Here is a 19,863-nt window from a genome sequence, read left to right as displayed (position 1 = left end):
ATCCACAGTTTCAATTTTCTAAATCGCTGAAACCGCATGGTACGGGGGACCCGTTCTTACGGATTAGTACATAATCCGATGGGGTGAATCCTTAAAAAAAGGTAGGGCTACTCATAGGCCCGAATCCGACAGCTAACCTCGTAAGCGTTATATTGAGAAGGAAGGTGGAGCTTGTGCGACAAAAAAAATAATGTCTACAAGTCTATTTCGCTATGGCTTGTAGACATTTTTTGTTTTCTGAAGAAATAGTTTGCTGGCTGTAACAAGCAGAATCGTTCGTACAAAATTATTGGAGAGTGGACAGCTGTGGTTTCATCTATTAAAAGATTTTTAATTGGAAGGCCGTTAAAATCAACTGAGTTAGGAGAGCAAAAGCTTAATAAAACGAAGGCGCTAGCCATTCTATCTTCTGACGCATTGTCATCAGTTGCATACGGACCAGAGCAAATTTTAATCGCTTTAGCAGGTCTTGGAGCGATTGCGTATTGGTATTCCATTCCGATCGCTATTGGGGTATTAGTATTATTGACAGCTCTTATTTTATCTTATCGTCAAATTATTTTTGCCTACCCACATGGCGGGGGCGCATATGTTGTATCAAAAGAAAACTTAGGGATGAATCCAGGCTTAATAGCTGGAGGGTCTTTATTAGTGGATTATATTTTAACTGTTGCAGTAAGTGTATCAGCAGGTACAGATGCGTTAACATCTGCTTTTCCTAGCTTACATGCACATAATGTAATCATTGCGATTATATTTGTTATATTTATAACCATATTAAATTTAAGAGGTGTAACAGAGTCAGCTTCCGTTTTAGCATATCCTGTTTATTTATTCGTTTTAGCACTATTTATATTAATTGGTGTAGGGATATACAATATTTTAACTGGTCACGTTTCACCGACCTTACACACGCCGATTGGAACGCCGGTTGCGGGAATTAGTTTGTTTTTACTGTTAAGAGCATTTGCATCAGGTAGTTCGGCTTTAACAGGTGTTGAAGCGATTTCAAACGCAATTCCAAACTTTAAAGATCCTGCACCAAACAATGCAGCGAAAACTTTGCTTGCGATGGGTGCATTACTTGCTGTGTTATTTTCAGGAATTGTATTTTTAGCTTATTATTACGGAATTACACCGAGTAAAGAAGTAACTGTTGTTTCCCAAATTGCTGAACAAACATTTGGACGTAATTTCATGTACTATTTCATACAAGGCACAACAGCTTTAATATTAATTCTTGCTGCTAACACAGGGTATTCTGCATTTCCATTATTAGCAGTTAACCTTGCAAAAGATAAATTCATACCGAGAATGTTTACGATTAGAGGAGACCGTCTTGGTTACTCAAACGGTATTATTATACTTGGAATTGCTTCGATTATTTTAATTGTAGCTTTCCAAGGTCAAACAGAACATTTAATTCCGCTATATGCAGTAGGTGTGTTTATTCCATTTACACTTTCTCAAACGGGTATGGTATTAAAATGGCTTCGTGAAAAACCTGAAGGATGGGCTTTAAGATTAACGGTTAATTTAATTGGTGCAGTCATTAGTTTTATCGTTATGAGCATGTTCTTTTTAACTAAATTCGCTCAAGTTTGGTCGATCCTTATTTTCTTACCTGCTATTATCTTCTTGTTCCATCGAATTAAGAAGCATTATGATGCAGTCGGTGATCAATTAAGTTTAAAAACTTGTGAGCCTCTTATTCCGATTGAGGGGAATGTAATTCTCGTTCCTGTAGCTGGTATGACTCATGTAGTAGAAAATTCATTGAACTATGCGAAGGCTCTTTCTGCAGATCAAGTTATCGCTGTATATGTTGCTTTTGACAGAGAAGAGGAAAAGAAATTTGAAGAGAAATGGAAGAAGTGGCAACCTGAAGTAAGGCTTGTTACATTGCATTCTCATTATAGAAGTATTATTCAGCCGCTAACTAAGTTCATTGATACAGTGCAATATAAAGCGAGTGAATCAAATTATCGAGTTACGGTCGTTATACCACAGTTTATTCCGAAAAAAGGCTGGCATAACATTCTTCATAATCAATCAAGTTTACTCATACGTGCGTATTTACTCTATAAGAGAAATGTTGTTATTACGACAGTTCCATATCATTTGAAAAAGTAAGAAGATTTTTTAAGGATAGTTTCACGAAAGTGAAGCTATCCTTTTTGTGTATACGCTATGCATTATTGCATATTTAACTAAAAATTATATTAATATAATTTTATCCGTTGTGAGTAAGTAGTGTTTTCTGTTGTGATATATGGATATTTTAATCGGGAAAGTGAAACGAATTTTATTTTGGGATAAGGACATGAGAGCTTGAAAATAAAGGGAATGAAAATACTTCTTTACGTTATATAAATAGCTGTGTTTAAATGACCTTACAGTACAAAACTTACTTGAAAACAAAACGAAATTTCATACTTTTATACGTGAATTAGTTTAAAATGAATAATATTTTTATGTAATATATTCACTGTATGAATGTGAAAATTGCAATAGAATAGAAATTTTATACAAATCTATTCATACTAAGCACATATGAAAAGGTATGAAATGTTTTATAACAATAAGTAAGTACTGTAGAAAAAAGTTAGGAGAGATGGTTCGTACACGAATCACGGTGAGAATGTTCTCTATTTTAACCATCTCAAATTAATTGCAAGAAAATAGAATAATAAAATGCGATAGTAATAGTTGCTAATACATAGGAGGAGTTAAAGTGAAAAAGACTTTAATTACAGGGTTATTGGTTACAGCAGTATCTACGAGTTGCTTCATTCCTGTAAGCGCTTACGCTAAGGAGGGGCAAACAGAAGTGAAAGCAGTATATGCACAAAATGTAATTGCTCCAAATACATTATCCAATTCAATTAGAATGTTAGGATCACAGTCACCGCTTATACAAGCATACGGATTAGTTATTTTACAACAGCCAGACATTAAGGTGAATGCGATGAGTAGTTTGACGAATCATCAAAAGTTTGCAAAGGCAAATGTAAGAGAGTGGATCGATGAATATAATCCGAAGTTAATCGATTTAAATCAAGAGATGATGAGATATAGTACTAGATTTAATAGTTATTATAGTAAGCTCTATGAACTAGCAGGAAACGTAAATGAAGATGAACAAGCAAAAGCAGATTTTACAAATGCATATGGAAAATTACAACTGCAAGTACAAAGCATCCAAGAGAGTATGGAGCAAGATTTATTAGAGTTAAATCGATTTAAAACAGTATTAGACAAAGATAGCAATAACTTATCGATTAAAGCTGATGAAGCAATAAAAACACTGCAAGGATCAAATGGGGATATTGTGAAATTAAGAGAAGATATTAAAAGAATTCAAGGGGAAATTCAAGCTGAACTAACTACTATTTTGAATAGACCGCAAGAAATCATTAAAGGTTCTATTAATATCGGTAAACAAGTATTTACAATTACAAATCAAACTGCACAAACGAAAACAATCGACTTTGTTTCTATCGGTACTTTAAGTAATGAAATTGTAAATGCTGCAGATAGTCAAACGAGGGAAGCAGCTCTTCGTATTCAACAAAAGCAAAAAGAGCTATTACCACTTATTCAAAAGTTATCACAGACTGAATCAGAGGCGACTCAAATTACATTCGTTGAAGATCAAGTAAGTAGCTTTACAGAACTAATTGATCGCCAAATCGCAACTTTAGAAACGTTATTAGCGGATTGGAAAGTTTTCAATAATAATATGATCCAAATTCAAACAAATATTGAAGAAGGCACGTATACAGACAGTAGTTTACTTCAAAAACATTTCAATCAACTTAAAAAAGTAAGTGATGAAATGAATAAGCAAACAAATCAATTTGAAGATTATGTTACAAACGTTGAAGTACATTAAACAGAAAAATAATTAGCGATATAGGGAGAGAAGAAAAATGACAAAAAAACCTTATAAAGTAATGGCTCTATCAGCACTTATGGCAGTATTTGCAGCAGGGAATATTATGCCGGCCCATACGTATGCAGCTGAAAGTACAGTGAAACAAGCTCCAGTTCATGCTGTAGCAAAAGCTTATAATGACTATGAGGAATACTCATTAGGACCAGAAGGCCTAAAAGATGCAATGGAAAGAACAGGTTCAAACGCTTTAGTAATGGATCTGTACGCTTTAACAATTATTAAACAAGGTAATGTTAACTTTGGTAATGTATCGTCTGTTGATGCGGCTTTAAAAGGGAAAGTGATTCAGCACCAAGATACAGCTAGAGGAAATGCGAAGCAATGGTTAGATGTATTAAAGCCACAGCTTATTTCAACGAATCAAAATATCATTAATTACAATACGAAATTCCAAAACTATTATGATACTTTAGTTGCTGCGGTAGATGCAAAAGATAAAGCGACTCTTACGAAAGGCTTAACTAGATTATCAAGTAGTATTAATGAAAATAAAGCACAAGTAGATCAATTAGTAGAAGACTTGAAGAAATTCCGCAATAAAATGACGTCAGATACGCAAAACTTCAAGGGAGATGCAAATCAAATTACATCTATCTTAGCTAGTCAAGACGCTGGAATTCCGCTATTGCAAAATCAAATTACAACGTACAATGAAGCAATTAGTAAATATAATGCAATTATTATCGGTTCATCAGTTGCTACAGCGTTAGGACCAATTGCAATTATCGGTGGTGCAGTAGTTATTGCAACTGGTGCAGGAACGCCGCTAGGAGTCGCGTTAATTGCAGGTGGTGCGGCAGCTGTAGGTGGTGGTACAGCTGGTATTGTTTTAGCGAAGAAAGAGCTTGATAATGCACAAGCAGAAATTCAAAAGATAACAGGACAAGTTACAACTGCGCAATTAGAAGTAGCAGGATTAACGAACATTAAAACACAAACAGAGTATTTAACAAATACAATTGATACTGCAATTACAGCGTTACAAAATATTTCAAACCAATGGTACACAATGGGATCAAAATACAATTCTTTACTTCAAAATGTAGATTCAATTAGTCCAAACGATCTTGTTTTCATTAAAGAAGATTTAAACATTGCGAAAGATAGCTGGAAAAACATTAAGGACTATGCAGAAAAGATTTATGCTGAGGATATTAAAGTAGTAGATACGAAAAAAGCATAATAGTAATTGAACTGTTACAGCATTACGTACAGATAAATGATTTTTAAATAATAGAGAGCTCCTGTTCAGTAGTGAGCAGGAGCTTTTTTTACCTCTAACGTTTCATATCCTCATAAAAAGAATAGGTGATAATTATGCGTAATAAATTCTATAAAAAATGTCTTTTAACGATAATGATTGCTGGATTCGCAACAAGTAACGCGTTTCCTTTACATCCTTTTGCAGCGGAACAAAACGTAAAAACATTGCAAGAAAATGCGAAAAATTATTCTCTTGGACCAGCAGGTTTCCAAGATGTAATGGCGCAAACGACATCGAGCATATTTGCAATGGATTCATATGCAAAATTAATTCAAAATCAGCAAGAGACTGATTTGAGTAAAATAAGTTCAATTAATAGTGAGTTGAAAGGAAATATGGTTCAGCACCAAAGAGATGCAAAAATTAATGCAGCGTATTGGTTAAATAATATGAAGCCTCAAATTATGAAAACGGATCAAAATATTATTAATTACAATAATACTTTTCAAGCGTACTATAATAGCATGCTAGTAGCGATTGATCAAAAGGATAGCGGTAAATTAAAAGCGGATTTAGAAAAGTTGTATGCGGACATTTTAAAAAATCAAAATGAAGTAGATATTTTATTAGGGAATTTAAAAGCATTTCGCGATAGAATGGCGAAAGATACAAACAGTTTTAAAGAAGATACAAATCAATTAACTTCGATTTTGGCGAGTACGAATGCTGGTATTCCAGCATTAGAGCAACAAATAAATACATATAATGATTCGATTAAAAAGAGTAATGATATGGTTATTGCTGGTGGTGTACTTTGCGTAGCGTTAATAACATGTCTTGCTGGCGGACCGATGATTGCGATTGCGAAAAAAGATATCGCAAATGCAGAAAGAGAAATAGCCAATTTAAAAGATAGAATTTCTGGCGCACAAGCAGAAGTCGCAATTTTGACAGATGTGAAAAATAAAACAACAAATATGACAGAAACAATTGATGCAGCAATTACAGCACTACAAAACATATCAAATCAATGGTATACAGTAGGTGCAAAATATAATAATTTACTACAAAACGTAAAAGGAATTAGTCCGGAAGAGTTTACGTTTATAAAAGAAGATTTATATACAGCGAAAGATAGCTGGAAAGATGTAAAAGATTATACAGAAAAATTACATGAAGGTGTGGCGAAATAAACAGTGGACTAGTTCTGCTGTTTATTTTTTTATCCTGTTTTTTGTGAGAGTTGAACTTGTCGTTTGATATATAAGTTTGCCATGTGTTTTATCAATATGGCTTTGGGATAATGTTTAGCCAAATTGATACTAATAACCCAGATAAACTTCTGATCAAGCCTTTTATATGTAATGTTTTAATGAAAAAAGCTATACTGTAAGCAAAACTAAAAATTAGAAAGGAAATCTTAGAACATGGAAAATTATTTATTATTTATCCTTACAGCAATGCTAATCATAATTATGCCTGGTCCTGGTTTTGCCTTAGTTACAAAAAATACTATCTCGCATGGTAAAAATGGTGGGATAAAGACCGTCTTAGGAACGATATCTGGAATGATGATTCATACAATAATGGCTACGCTAGGACTCTCTGCCATCCTAATGAAATTTGCTATGTTATTTACATTTATAAAATATGCTGGGGCTTTTTATTTAATGTACTTAGCTGTGAAGTCAATTAAAAGTGCTTTTTCTAGAAAAGAAGATATGTCAGGTTCAGTAGAAATGGACTATAAAGATATTGGAGCAATTAAAAGTTTTAGACAAGGATTTACTACGGCAATTTTAAACCCAAAAACTGCTGTATTTTTCCTAAGTTTTTTACCCCAATTTATTGTGAGCAATCAAAGTCATTTCTTCCAATTTCTTTTGTTAGGACTCACATTTACGACTTTGACAGCAATATGGTATTTGCTTTATATCACGCTAATACGTCAATTAAGAACTTTTTTAAGAAAAGAAAAAGTGAACCGTACAATAGAGGGTATTACTGGCACAGTATTATTAGTATTTGGAGTTAGGTTATTTTTCCAAAAATAAATATGTAAATGAAATGAGAAATAAACAATGACGGTAATTTCTCGTTTCATTTATTCTAAAGCTACCATTTTATAATTGATTTCACACCTTCATACCAATTTTCTTATCTCAGGATATTTGCTTTTCTTAGTTTAATTGTGATGTGGGTCCCCTATATAAAAAAAACCACAGTTTACATCCAAACTGTGGTTTTTTGACGTGCAAGGAATTACACAAATCATTAGTCACTATCTAAATTGCACTCCCCATTTATTAATATCTATTTCTATTTTTTAACTCTGCAACAGAAACAAGTCTAGTTTAGAATGAAAGTAATGCCATTGTTTAACATATGTCTCACTATGACATGTACATTTGAATGAAAGCAATAGAATTATTTAATACATGTATCGCCATAACATATGCAATGGATCTGTTAGAAATAAGATAAGCCGCAGTAAGAATTACCGATCCAGGTAAATAAATAGCAATATCCGAAAGCTGGTTCGTATGAAGTACTGTAAAAATTATAATTGAAATGATAGATGCAATAGCAGTACCAACATAATGCGAAAAACGATTTAATAATATATGGCGAAACATAATTTCTTCAATTACTGGACCCATGATTCCAAATAGGAGCAATGTGAATATAATAGGAATCTCTGCCCCTTGTGTAAGGACCTGTTCTTGGTTCTCTGGCTGACCTGTATTTAGAAAATGCATAATAGAATTTTCCACAATTACCATAAATAAAACCACTATAGGAATACTTACTATTTTCAAAATTTTCTTCTCTTTAAAATAAGTAAAACTTTGAATAATTTCTTTCCTAAAGAACATTACTCCTAGAATAGTAGGTATAGTCAAGCTCATGGCACCAAGAGCAAATTCTGATTCAACTAAATTGACATTAGTTAAAAGTGATATGCCAAATAATATGAACAAGCCAATTTGAAATAGTGTAAACATTGGATAAACTAGTAGCATAATAAGTTCTTTTTGATTCATTTTAATAAAGTTCACCTTATTACCTCCATAATTAAATTACTTAGAATCTTTGATTTTTCTTTCTGCATAAGGTTCTCCTTCTAATTTATACAAGATTCCGAACCGAACCGTTCGGTTCGGAATCTAATGATACTATAAGTTTCTAGTTTTTTAAACCCTTTTTACAAATTATTAACAAAATCAAAATAGTAAAAACCGAGTATATTTATATATCGGTTGTTTATTTACAATCAAATTACAGCAATCATTAATGATTACCCTTTTATAGAATGAAATGAAAGTGGGAGTAGCTCATCCCTTTAGCTAAACATATTAATAAAAATTATATATAATAGTTATATGTCTAAACATTAAAATTAACTATATATTTTTACTTCTTCTATGGTTTTAAATAGAATTAGTTGTATAATATGACTGAATTAACCGATTGTTCACATTGTTATTAACAGAAAATTCATTCGAATGTTATAGATAACATAATTTAATGAACCTCAAACTGTATTGTTTTAGGTTCCTATAAGATAGGGATTGATAAGATATTTTTGCTTCAAACTTATTTATACTTACAATAAAAATTCAAAAAAATCATAGTAAAAATCACCTTGAATATTAAGTTCGTTTTATTAGGAGGACCACAAAGCATGACTAAAGTTGATAAGGTAAAAGAAAAGATTATTGAAACATCTTTATATTTATTTAATACTAATGGAATAACTTATACATCCATTCAGGATATAATGACAGCTACTGAACTATCTAAAGGAGCTATTTATCGTAGATTCAAAAATAAAGAAGAAATTGTCCTTGCTGCCTACGACAAAAGTGGTGAGATTATGTGGAACCATTTTCATAAAGCGATGGAAAATAAAAAGACAGCAATCGATAAAATCCTTGCAATATTCCTTGTATATCAAGATGCAGCTAATAACCCCCCTATTGCTGGAGGCTGTCCATTACTTAATAGCGCAATTGAAAGTACTGGAGTATTTCCAGAATTACAAAAAGCAGCAGCAAAAGGTTATGATGATACAGTAATGTTAATGGCCTCTCTCATAAAGGAAGGAATAGAGAAACAAGAATTTAAAGAAGATTTAGATATTATATCGCTCGCTTCTTTTCTTGCATCTTCAATGGAGGGAGCTATTATGGCAAGTCGAGTATCTAACGATAATATACACCATCATTATTTTATTGAACAAATAAAACATCATCTTTTCTCTTATTCTAAATAAGTGAGAACTTGCATTGTTTCCATCCAATTTTTATAGACTTAAATTGAATGAATACCCCTCATAAACAGTATCTTCAGTTTATGAGGGGTATTTGAATAGTTTTTAGACGATGTTTCATGTTTCTTATTGAACGGCTTTGTTATCGTTACTACAGAAAAAGAAAAAAGAATGAATTACATATAAATCGATTTATATGTTTCAAGTGTATCTATATTGAGTTTGTAAATCTACACAAAAAGGTTTCATTGTATATACTAAGTGAAGTAGAAGTTCAGTTAGTAAAAATTCGGTAGTCGAATTTTTTTGCATAAAGCTGTATAATGCTTGTAACGAAAGGGAAATACAGGAAAGGGTTTGTAATAAGTTATTATGGAAAAAGATAAACAACAATTAAGCGTTGAAGTTGCAAGATTATATTATCAATCCGATTATAGTCAGCAAGAAATTGCTAACAAATTAAATATTTCAAGACCGACGATTTCTAGATTATTAAAGTACGCGAAAGAAAAAGGATTTGTTCAAATTAGTATAGCCGATCCATTTGCTGATTTAGATAACGTTGGGAATTTATTGAAAGAAAAGTACAACTTGTTAGAGGCGCATGTAGTATTTTCTCCAGTGCCAGAATATGCAACGATTACTGAGTATATTAGTAAATATGCGGCTGAGTACATGGAAAAGACAGTGAAAAACGGTGATATCGTCGGTGTAAGCTGGGGAATGACGATGTATGAAATCGCTAGGAAAATCGTACCACAACATGTGAAAGGTGTAGAAGTTGTCCAGCTAAAAGGTGGTATTAGTCATTCGAGTGTAAATACATATGCGAATGAGACCATTGCTTTATTTGCAGAGGCTTTTCAAACGACACCAAGAAATTTACCGCTCCCAGTTATATTTGATAATGCGGTGACAAAAGAATTAGTAGAGCAGGATCGACATATTCATCACATTATTGAAATGGGGAAACAAGCAAATATTGCAGTTTTCACTGTCGGAACAGTGCGTGATGAAGCGTTATTATTCCGATTAGGATATTTAGATAAGGATGAAACGAACATTCTGAAAAAACAAGCTGTCGGTGACATTTGTTCACGTTTCTTTGACGGAGACGGAAATATTAGTAGTGAAGAAATTAATAAGCGTACCATTGGAATTGAGTTAGAGGAACTTAAATTAAAGAAACGTTCTATTTTAGTTGCAGGTGGTAATAGAAAAATACAAGCAATTGATGGTGCGTTACGTGGCGGGTATGCAAATGTATTAATTATTGATCAGCATACAGCAAAAGAACTGTTACATTATCAAAAAGGTTAGAAATAAAAGGCTTTCTCAAGATGTTAATTTTGAGAAAGCCTTTTATTTTGTTATGTATGAATTATGGGAGTGTTTTTTGAATACAAATTGCCTTTTTAAAAATAATTATGGATATTGAGATACATACTACCATTGTTAATATAAAAGTTTTGATTTTAAATGTGAATTGTTTCTTAGTTAGAATGCGCTTTATTTACTACAAGAAAATTCCTTTTAAAAAAGAATGAACAAAATTTCAAAAGTGTATTTACATTTGTTCAACTAAGAGTTAGAATGAAGTTGTTAAAAGATATGAGGAGTGATAATAATGAATATTGCAAAGTTAATTGACCATACAATTTTAAAAGCTAATTCTACAAAAGAAGATGTTATGAAAGTAATCGAGGAAGCAAAGGAATATAAATTCGCTTCTGTTTGTATTAATCCTACATGGGTAAAGCTAGCTGCTGAAGAATTAGCTGGACATGATGTAGACGTTTGTACTGTAATCGGTTTCCCATTAGGAGCAAGCACTACTGAAACAAAAGCATTCGAAACAAAAGATGCTATCGCAAAAGGTGCAACTGAAGTTGATATGGTAATCAACGTAGGTGCTTTAAAAGATGGCGACAATGAGTTCGTTGAAAAAGATATTTATGAAGTAGTACAAGCAGCAAAAGGAAAAGCTCTTGTAAAAGTAATCATTGAAACTTGCCTTCTAACAGACGAAGAAAAAGTTCGTGCTTGTGAATTATCAGTAAAAGCTGGCGCTGATTTCGTAAAAACTTCAACTGGATTCTCAACTGGCGGAGCAACTGCTGAAGATATCGCATTAATGCGTAAAACGGTAGGACCAAACGTTGGTGTAAAAGCATCTGGCGGAGTTCGTACACGTGAAGATGCAGATAAAATGGTAGCTGCTGGAGCTTCTCGTGTTGGAGCAAGCGCTAGTGTTGCAATCGTATTAAACGATGCAAAAGGTGCTACAGATAACTACTAATTAATAAAGTGTGAAAAGCGATAGATACACAAAGTATAGTGTATCTATTGCTTTAACAATTGAAAAGAATGTAAGCGGATACGAATGGGAGGAGACGGCTTATGAAATACTTAATCGGTGTTTTTGGCCTCGTATTGATTTTAGGTATCGCTTGGCTTGCTAGTAATGATAGAAAGAAAGTCAAATATCGTCCAATCATAACGATGGTTATATTACAATTCATTTTGGGGTTTTTACTATTAAATACAAGTGTAGGGAATATATTAATTAGCGGAATAGCAGATGGTTTTGGGGAATTATTAAAATATGCCGCTGATGGTGTGAATTTCGTATTTGGTGGATTAGTAAATCAAAAAGAGTTTTCATTCTTTTTAAGTGTATTAATGCCAATCGTATTTATATCAGCTTTAATAGGTATTTTGCAACATATTAAAGTATTACCTATTATTGTGAAATCTATCGGTCTAGCATTAAGTAAAGTAAATGGAATGGGTAAACTAGAATCATATAACGCGGTAGCTTCTGCGATTTTAGGACAGTCTGAAGTGTTTATTTCAGTTAAGAAACAACTAGGATTATTGCCAGAGAAAAGAATGTACACATTATGTGCATCTGCAATGTCTACAGTTTCTATGTCTATCGTTGGATCATACATGGTGTTATTAAAACCGCAATATGTTGTAACCGCTTTAGTGCTTAACTTATTCGGTGGCTTTATCATTGCTTCTATCATTAACCCGTATGAAGTTACTGAAGAAGAAGATATGTTAGAAGTGCAAGAAGAAGAGAAGAAGACTTTCTTTGAAGTATTAGGGGAATACATTATCGATGGATTTAAAGTTGCGATTACAGTAGCAGCTATGTTAGTTGGTTTCGTTGCTCTTATCGCATTCATTAATGCAGTATTTAAAGGTGTAATCGGTATTTCATTCCAAGAAATTCTTGGTTATGTATTTGCACCATTTGCATTTATTATGGGTGTTCCATGGCATGAAGCAGTTAATGCCGGTAATATTATGGCAACAAAACTTGTATCGAATGAATTTGTCGCTATGACAGATTTAGCGCAAGGGAACTTTAATTTCTCAGACAGAACGACAGCGATTATATCTGTATTCTTAGTTTCATTTGCAAACTTCTCTTCAATTGGAATTATTGCAGGGGCAGTTAAGAGCTTAAATGAAAAGCAGGGGAATGTAGTCGCAAGATTTGGTTTGAAATTACTTTTCGGTGCAACGCTAGTAAGTTTCTTATCAGCAACAATCGTTGGCTTATTATTTTAATAGATTCATATCATATAAAAAGGAATGGTGATTGTAATGAGAATGGTAGATATTATTGCAAAAAAACGTGACGGCAAAGAATTAACGACTGAAGAAATCAAATTCTTTATTAATGGATATACAGACGGAAGTATTCCTGATTATCAAGTGAGTGCACTTGCAATGGCAATCTTCTTTAAAGATATGACAGATCGTGAACGTGCAGATTTAACGATGGCAATGGTGGAGTCTGGAGAAACGATCGACTTATCAGCAATTGAAGGCATTAAAGTAGATAAGCATTCAACTGGCGGTGTTGGTGATACAACTACATTAGTATTAGGACCATTAGTTGCTGCTTTAGATGTACCAGTAGCAAAAATGTCAGGTCGTGGTTTAGGACATACGGGCGGAACAATTGACAAATTAGAAGCAGTGGAAGGATTCCACGTTGAAATTACGAAAGAGCAGTTCATTGATATTGTAAACCGTGACAAAGTAGCTGTTATCGGACAAACAGGAAACTTAACACCTGCTGATAAAAAGATTTATGCATTACGTGATGTAACAGGAACAGTAAATTCAATTCCTCTAATCGCAAGTTCAATTATGAGTAAAAAAATTGCAGCTGGTGCTGACGCAATCGTACTTGATGTAAAAACCGGTGCAGGTGCATTTATGAAAACGGAAGAAGATGCAAAAGAATTAGCACATGCAATGGTACGCATCGGAAATAATGTAGGACGTCAAACAATGGCTGTTATTTCAGATATGTCACAACCTCTTGGCTTTGCGATTGGTAATGCCCTAGAAGTGAAAGAAGCAATTGATACGTTAAAAGGTGAAGGGCCAGAAGATTTAACAGAATTAGTACTTGTATTAGGAAGTCAAATGGTCGTACTTGCGAAAAAAGCAAATACGTTAGAAGAAGCTCGTGAAATGTTAATTGAAGTTATGAAAAACGGAAAAGCAACTGAGAAATTTAAAGAGTTCTTAAGCAATCAAGGTGGAGATAGCTCAATTGTAGACAATCCAGAAAAAATGCCACAAGCGAAGTATATAATTGATGTACCTGCTAAAACTTCAGGCGTGATTTCAAACATTGTTGCAGATGAAATCGGTATCGCTGCAATGTTACTTGGTGCAGGCCGTGCAACGAAAGAAGATGAAATCGATTTAGCTGTAGGTTTAATGTTACGTAAAAAAGTTGGCGATGCAGTAAAAGAAGGCGAGCCATTCGTAACGATCTACGCAAATCGTGAAAATGTAGAAGATGTAAAAGCAAAAATTTATGAAAATATTTCTATCGCTGAAACAGCAGTGGCTCCTAAATTAGTTCATACTGTTATTACTGACTAATCAACATTACATTTACTTTGAGGAGGAAATAATATGGATAAGAAAAAATATATTGAAGAAGCAAATAAGATGTTATCGAAAGCGTATATTCCGTATTCAAAATTTCCGGTTGGTGCTGCATTAGTTACAAAAGAAGGTAAAATCTATACTGGTTGTAATATAGAAAATGCTTCTTACGGTTTATGTAACTGTGCAGAAAGAACAGCAATATTCAAAGCAGTATCAGAAGGGGAGCGCGACTTTAGTTACTTAGTCATTACAGGAGAAACTGACGGACCTATTTCACCATGTGGTGCTTGTAGACAAGTGATTGCTGAATTTTGTGATCCGAAAATGCGAGTTTTACTAACGAATGTAAAAGGTGACGAAAAAGAAGTGACTGTTGAGCAGTTACTGCCTGGTGCTTTCACAATTGATGATTTAAAATAAGTTGAAAAGCCATTCCGCAATTAATAATTGTGGAATGGCTTTTTTGTTCTTTAAAAATAGAATGTAATATTTTGTTCATATTCCGTTCATAAACTTTGCGTAAAATGATTGCAGCGAATATGGAAAGTTTACAGCAGGAGGAATAGAATGAAGAAATTATATAATGCAGCATTCATTTACTTAATTATTGGTTTATTATCAGGAGTATTTGCGCGAGAGTATACGAAAGCACAAGGAATTAAAGGTTCCACTATGTTGCAATTAGTACATACACACGTACTAGTGCTTGGATTCATATTCTTTTTAGTCGCTGTTGCTTTAGTTAAAGTATTTCAAATACAAGAAACAAAAAGTTTTCATGCCTGGTTTGTTGTATATAATACAGGATTAATTATTACTATCGTAACAATGGTATGTAGAGGTCTTCTACAAGTAAATGGAACTGACTTTAACGGTTTAAGCCATATGGCTGGATTAGGTCATGTTATTATAAGTATCGGTTTCGTTTGGTTTATGATTTTACTCAAAAAGTCTATTAAATAGATAGGAGTGGAGAGTATGAGTGTAGCACTTTTATCAAGTATCGTAGCAGTTTGTATGGCCGTTGGTGTTATGTTTCTTCGCTTTAAGTCAGCGAAAAAGCCGGTTACGAAAAAGAAAATTATTTTGCCGCCAATTTTTATGAGTACTGGCGCCATGATGTTCTTCTTACCGGAATTCCGATTAACATCGTTAGAAATAGTAGAGGCAATTATCGCAGGACTTATTTTCTCTATATTTCTTATTAAAACAACTAAGTTCGAAGTAAGAGGCGAACATATATATATGAAACCGTCAAAAGCATTTATATTTATTTTAATTGGTTTATTAGCTGTACGAGTCGCATTAAAATCATATTTAAGCCAAACACTTGATTTGGCGCAATTAAGCGGGATGTTTTTCTTACTCGCATTTGCGATGATTGTGTCGTGGAGAATTGCGATGTATCGCTCGTATGTTACATTGCAAAAACAACAATATTAAGTAGAAAAAGAGCTGGAATTTCATTATGAAAAGTCCAGCTCTTTTATGTTTTATACAATTGTTTCTTTAGCTTTAATTTCATTTGCTTAATTTCAAACGAATTTGAGCATCTTGTAATGCAACTGGTGTAACATTAAAACCATTTGAATCGACAATTTTTGTGTTTAATAAAATGGAATCTAAACTTCCACGAAATGTTTTTGTATAGTTTTGACGTAACATTTGTTGTTCTTGTTTTTCATCAACTGTTAATCCAGATGTTTTTTCTTTTTTTGATAATTCGTTAATACGGAATAAAATGTTTTTCATTTGTTTTCACCTCAAGTTAGATTTAATTACATTAGTTACTTACTAATGTATAGTTATTTTAACCTATCTTTCAATGATTGTCAACGCCTATAAAAATCCTTTTTTTGTAAGTGTAATGGGTGATGAAAAATGGAAAAATTACGAATACTTGAAATGGAAAAGATATTAATATACAATACCTTAGTAGGGTATATTAAATTTTGTTTTACATTGTGAGAGTAGTAAGTAAAGGGAGTATGTAATAATGAATGCAGTAATTTCAAAAAAAGAAACAATCATCTCATATACGATTGCTATTTTCTTTATTTTAGCTATGGTTACAGCGGGTGTGTTATTAAATGATCCGGAAGTCATTTTGCCGGAAATAGCAGCGATGGCAATTGCTTTATGGGCGTATCGTGAGCCAGGTTGGTTAAGGCAGCCAGAAAAAATCTTTATTGCACCGTCAATAACAGCTGGTATTGGTTTTATCGTGAATCAAATGGATTTAGTTTATATAGCAAAAGTAAGCGTAACACTTATATTCATGATGCTGTTTTTACGTATTATACAATCAAATTTAGCACCATCTATTGCGACAGGTTTATTACCTTTAGTGACAAATGCGACTGAATGGTCATTTGTTATCTCAGTCTTCGTTTTAACATTTATTTTAATGCTTGGTGTCCTTGTTTTTAAATTGAATAGCGGTATTGAAAGAAAAGTTAACATCCAATATAAATATATGGCTGTATTTCTAATACTAAATTTCATTTGGATAAGTATATGCTGGATCACTGGTCATGAACAATTAGCGGTTATTCCGCCAATATTAGTTGTTGTGTATGAATCACTTCAAAAACCGATGTACAATGAAAAAATGGTATGTAAACAAATAGTAGTATTAACTACATCTGCAACTGTTGGAACTTTATTGTACTTTGCAATCGACTCATGGATTATAGTCACTTTATTAAATATGATTTTAATGCTTATTTTATTAAAAATAGTTGGTGTACGTATTCCAGCAGCATATGCATTTCCATTACTGCCGCTCGTATTTCCAGATGAAATGATAAAGATGTTACCAGTAGGTTCATTTGTTGCGGGGGTATTCTTATTTGGTGCAGTATTACTGTATAAAAAGTGGGAGATGAAGCAAAAGGGAATGCAAATGTAGAGAAGAACATACAATCCTTAGTTAGCATAATAAATAGACACCCGCGGGTGTCTATTTTCATTAAATGAAATTTAGCTTAACGCATGTAAACAATTCACAAGTTCTGTTGCTTTTGAAAAGAAGGGAGAATGATCAGCTTCTAAAGTAATAATCTTCGAGCATGGAGTTTCTGTATTCATTCGGCGCTGAAAATCAATTGGAATCGCTCTATCTAGAGTTGTTTCAATATAAATGCGATCTACAGTTCCGAAGTTTTCTTCAGAAATTTTTAGCTGTTGTTGAAATGGTCCTAGTGGCTGAGGACACATTTTTTTGGAAGATGCTTCTTTAATCTCTTCATTTTCGGTAGCATTTAAAAATGTTTTTTCAATTAGATTAGGTATAAGTTCAGCTGTCATGTCGTTCTCATTTATTGAAAATTGTGGACCAGCTTCACCATCTAATTTACTGCCAAGGCTTTCTCCGTTTTGTGGTAAGAATGCACAAAGATATACTAATTTATCGATTTTATTCGGTATAAGTTCAGCGGTTTGAGTGATCACAATTCCACCCATACTATGTCCAACAACAATAACTTTTTCAGTTTGTTGATTTATAGTAGCTGTTACTGCATCAACATAGGAATCTAACGTTATATTTTGTGAAGGAGTTGTATCTTTCCCGCTTCCAGGTAAGTCTAGTGTAATAACAGTGTGACCTAAAGCCTCTAGTTGAGGTTTTACTAATTCCCATGCCCATTCACCTTGCCATGCTCCATGTACTAAAACGTAAGTACTCATTTAATCAACACTCCTCTAATGTTTATATGCTTTATTTTTTTGTAAAATTGATAGTGTATACTTAGTGTATAGGAAGTAGTTTGATAAATATAATGAAGGTTATTTATAGATGATATAAATATCTTTTATATAAGGAGAACAGAATGAACGTCTTTGATTTTAAAGTTTTTAAATATGTGGCTCGGTTGAACAGCATTAGTTTAGCAGCTAAGGAATTACATATGACACAGCCAGCAATAACGCATATTATAAACAAACTAGAGAAACGATATGCTTTAACTTTATTTGAGCGCTCTAGACAAGGAACGATGTTAACTGAAAATGGAAAAGAATTTTTAGTTTGTGTAGAACGACTTCTAATGGAGTATGAAAATCTTGAAGAAACAGCTTTACACTTGAAGAATAAAAGTTTGTATAAGATTGTATTAGCTACGTACCCTTCCGTTACTGTATATTGTTTGGCAGAGTGTATCCAATTAGGTAATATTGATCAAAGTCAGTACGTGCTTGCAGTTAGAGAGGGAAGCTATCAAGAAGTTTTAAATTGGCTGTCTGCTGGAAGTGCTGATTTTTCTATTTCTATAAAAGAAAATCTAATACCAGGATTTCACTATGAAGTTATTGGTGAAGATCCTTATGTTATCGTTTCTTCAAAGAATATTCCACCTAATCTTACTAGTAAAGAATTGAAAAATTATCCTTTTATTATGCCACTTTCTGGTTGTAAAGAAGTACTTGAACCATACTTAATGAAAAACGAAATAACAGTGAATAAAGTGATGGAGTCAGAGTCAATTAGCTCGGCATTAGCACTTACTTTACAAGTTAACGGTATAACGATCGTTCCGTTATCAGGACTTCATAAACAAATTATTCATGACTTTATCGTGCAACCGATAGACATTGAAATCCCGCGGCAACTCATTATGCAGTGGTCGCCTAAAAAAGAGAAAGATCCATTGTTTCTCGCGTTTGTTACGAATTTGTTAACACAATTACAACAAAAGAAAAATGAATAAAATGATACAAAAGGTAAGCTCATTTCACTGAAGCTTACCTTTTGTATGTATTACCAATATAGGGCGGTATCATAAAGTCCGATTAAAACGAGAAGTACACCAGCTATACGCTGAATATTTCCCCCTATTTTTCGGCTCTTTTTAAGTAGTGTTCCATTTAAGCCTAGGTAGGAGATAATGGACAGTAATACAACGACAGGTAGAGCAGTTCCTATAGAGAAAAAGGTAGGAAATAAATACCCGTAATTAGATGTTAAAGAGAGTGGTATTAATGTTCCGAAAAATAGCACAAACATAGTAGGGCAGAAAGCTAACGAAAAGAAAAACCCAAGCAAAAATGAGCTGACTTCATTTTGTTTTCGTATAGATGTGATAGGGAAGATGGTAGAGAAGAAGTTTCTACCTTTTATAATACCTGATAATATTAACCCCATTATTATTAATAAAGGTCCGATCAGTTTACGTAACCATGGGAAATACAAAGTTAATATTTGCTGAATTTCTTTTCCTAACACCCATACTAATAGTCCAAGCGTCGTAAAAGCTATTATTTTTCCTAAAATGAATAACAATATATGTTTCCAGATATGTCCCTTTTGTAAAGATTGATTGCCATAGATTGTAATGGCGCTAATGTTTCCTGTTAATTGGCATGGAGCAAGGGTACCTACTATGCCTAATAAAAACGCAAATAAAAGAGGAATTGATTTCGTAGCATTCGTGACATCCATTAAAGGAGACATGAGTTGATAACTCCACTCGCTAATTGTTGAAAACACGTTATATTCAC

At 33.1% G+C, this 19,863-nt stretch carries 18 protein-coding genes, 1 pseudogene and 1 riboswitch; of the genes and pseudogenes, 15 read left to right on the top strand and 4 right to left on the bottom strand.

What is annotated here, in order from left to right:
- The first annotated feature begins 14 nt into the window (after positions 1 to 14).
- Positions 15 to 162: riboswitch (cyclic di-AMP (ydaO/yuaA leader) on the top strand.
- Between the two features lie 144 nt (positions 163 to 306).
- The 5 genes from A6J74_RS07735 to A6J74_RS07710 all read left to right on the top strand — a co-directional run bounded on the left by A6J74_RS07735 (position 307) and on the right by A6J74_RS07710 (position 7,216).
- On the top strand, positions 307 to 2,133 hold the full coding sequence (locus A6J74_RS07735) for an APC family permease (RefSeq protein WP_000254863.1): 1,827 nt from the start codon (positions 307 to 309) through the stop codon (positions 2,131 to 2,133).
- A 601-nt stretch (positions 2,134 to 2,734) separates the two neighbouring features.
- A complete protein-coding gene (nheA, locus tag A6J74_RS07725) occupies positions 2,735 to 3,895 on the top strand; it encodes a non-hemolytic enterotoxin NHE subunit A (RefSeq protein ID WP_000751820.1) in 1,161 nt (386 codons plus the stop codon).
- Positions 3,896 to 3,932: 37 nt separating this feature from the next.
- Positions 3,933 to 5,141, top strand: coding sequence for a non-hemolytic enterotoxin NHE subunit B (gene nheB / locus A6J74_RS07720; RefSeq protein ID WP_000162968.1), 1,209 nt, complete (start codon positions 3,933 to 3,935; stop codon positions 5,139 to 5,141).
- Positions 5,142 to 5,275: 134 nt separating this feature from the next.
- On the top strand, positions 5,276 to 6,355 hold the full coding sequence (gene nheC, locus A6J74_RS07715; protein ID WP_001244618.1) for a non-hemolytic enterotoxin subunit C: 1,080 nt from the start codon (positions 5,276 to 5,278) through the stop codon (positions 6,353 to 6,355).
- Positions 6,356 to 6,589: 234 nt separating this feature from the next.
- The gene (locus A6J74_RS07710; RefSeq protein WP_000432984.1) at positions 6,590 to 7,216 is read left to right on the top strand and encodes a LysE family translocator; all 627 of its coding nucleotides are present in this window, start codon (positions 6,590 to 6,592) and stop codon (positions 7,214 to 7,216) included.
- 339 nt (positions 7,217 to 7,555) lie between these two features.
- Here A6J74_RS07710 and A6J74_RS07705 read toward each other — a convergent pair whose 3' ends face one another.
- Entirely contained in the window at positions 7,556 to 8,221 is a 666-nt protein-coding gene (locus tag A6J74_RS07705) for a CPBP family intramembrane glutamic endopeptidase (RefSeq protein ID WP_001009315.1), read from the bottom strand.
- 626 nt (positions 8,222 to 8,847) lie between these two features.
- Here A6J74_RS07705 and A6J74_RS07700 point away from each other — a divergent pair.
- The 8 genes and pseudogenes from A6J74_RS07700 (at position 8,848) to A6J74_RS07665 (ending at position 15,836) form a co-directional block, all read left to right on the top strand.
- Positions 8,848 to 9,438 carry a TetR/AcrR family transcriptional regulator gene (locus A6J74_RS07700; protein WP_000169656.1) on the top strand — a complete coding sequence of 197 codons (591 nt, stop codon included), beginning with the start codon at positions 8,848 to 8,850 and terminating at the stop codon, positions 9,436 to 9,438.
- 369 nt (positions 9,439 to 9,807) lie between these two features.
- A complete protein-coding gene (locus A6J74_RS07695) occupies positions 9,808 to 10,755 on the top strand; it encodes a DNA-binding transcriptional repressor DeoR (protein WP_000409788.1) in 948 nt (315 codons plus the stop codon).
- A 307-nt stretch (positions 10,756 to 11,062) separates the two neighbouring features.
- Positions 11,063 to 11,734 carry a deoxyribose-phosphate aldolase gene (gene deoC / locus A6J74_RS07690; protein ID WP_001017434.1) on the top strand — a complete coding sequence of 224 codons (672 nt, stop codon included), beginning with the start codon at positions 11,063 to 11,065 and terminating at the stop codon, positions 11,732 to 11,734.
- Between the two features lie 101 nt (positions 11,735 to 11,835).
- Positions 11,836 to 13,017, top strand: a complete 1,182-nt coding sequence (locus A6J74_RS07685) for a NupC/NupG family nucleoside CNT transporter (protein ID WP_000876190.1) — start codon at positions 11,836 to 11,838, stop codon at positions 13,015 to 13,017.
- Between the two features lie 36 nt (positions 13,018 to 13,053).
- Positions 13,054 to 14,355 (top strand): pyrimidine-nucleoside phosphorylase, encoded by a 1,302-nt coding sequence (locus tag A6J74_RS07680; RefSeq protein WP_002093789.1) that lies wholly within the window; start codon positions 13,054 to 13,056, stop codon positions 14,353 to 14,355.
- Between the two features lie 33 nt (positions 14,356 to 14,388).
- On the top strand, positions 14,389 to 14,784 hold the full coding sequence (locus A6J74_RS07675; RefSeq protein ID WP_000358537.1) for a cytidine deaminase: 396 nt from the start codon (positions 14,389 to 14,391) through the stop codon (positions 14,782 to 14,784).
- Between the two features lie 147 nt (positions 14,785 to 14,931).
- Complete coding sequence (locus A6J74_RS07670; protein WP_000737869.1) at positions 14,932 to 15,327, top strand: DUF2871 domain-containing protein; 396 nt, start codon at positions 14,932 to 14,934, stop codon at positions 15,325 to 15,327.
- A gap of 15 nt (positions 15,328 to 15,342) precedes the next feature.
- Positions 15,343 to 15,836: pseudogene (locus tag A6J74_RS07665) on the top strand (CcdC family protein).
- Positions 15,837 to 15,885: 49 nt separating this feature from the next.
- On the opposite strand, the gene A6J74_RS07660 reads toward A6J74_RS07665, so the two are convergent.
- Complete coding sequence (locus tag A6J74_RS07660; RefSeq protein ID WP_000789785.1) at positions 15,886 to 16,116, bottom strand: DUF896 domain-containing protein; 231 nt, start codon at positions 16,114 to 16,116, stop codon at positions 15,886 to 15,888.
- Positions 16,117 to 16,360: 244 nt separating this feature from the next.
- Between A6J74_RS07660 and A6J74_RS07655 the strand changes: the two genes are divergently transcribed.
- Positions 16,361 to 17,275 (top strand): membrane protein, encoded by a 915-nt coding sequence (locus tag A6J74_RS07655; RefSeq protein ID WP_000994710.1) that lies wholly within the window; start codon positions 16,361 to 16,363, stop codon positions 17,273 to 17,275.
- Between the two features lie 71 nt (positions 17,276 to 17,346).
- On the opposite strand, the gene A6J74_RS07650 is transcribed toward A6J74_RS07655, so the two are convergent.
- Positions 17,347 to 18,054 (bottom strand): alpha/beta fold hydrolase, encoded by a 708-nt coding sequence (locus tag A6J74_RS07650; RefSeq protein WP_000109313.1) that lies wholly within the window; start codon positions 18,052 to 18,054, stop codon positions 17,347 to 17,349.
- Positions 18,055 to 18,197: 143 nt separating this feature from the next.
- Between A6J74_RS07650 and A6J74_RS07645 the strand changes: the two genes are divergently transcribed.
- Positions 18,198 to 19,073, top strand: coding sequence for a LysR family transcriptional regulator (locus A6J74_RS07645; RefSeq protein WP_001100321.1), 876 nt, complete (start codon positions 18,198 to 18,200; stop codon positions 19,071 to 19,073).
- A gap of 50 nt (positions 19,074 to 19,123) precedes the next feature.
- On the opposite strand, the gene A6J74_RS07640 is transcribed toward A6J74_RS07645, so the two are convergent.
- Positions 19,124 to 19,852, bottom strand: a complete 729-nt coding sequence (locus A6J74_RS07640; protein WP_000493105.1) for an urease accessory protein UreH domain-containing protein — start codon at positions 19,850 to 19,852, stop codon at positions 19,124 to 19,126.
- Between the last annotated feature and the right edge of the window lie 11 nt (positions 19,853 to 19,863).

Source organism: Bacillus sp. FDAARGOS_235 (genome assembly GCF_002073415.2).
GTDB classification, from domain to species: domain Bacteria; phylum Bacillota; class Bacilli; order Bacillales; family Bacillaceae_G; genus Bacillus_A; species Bacillus_A toyonensis.
The sequence above is the reverse complement of the archived record's forward strand: the minus strand, read 5'-3'. Positions and strand labels throughout refer to the sequence as shown.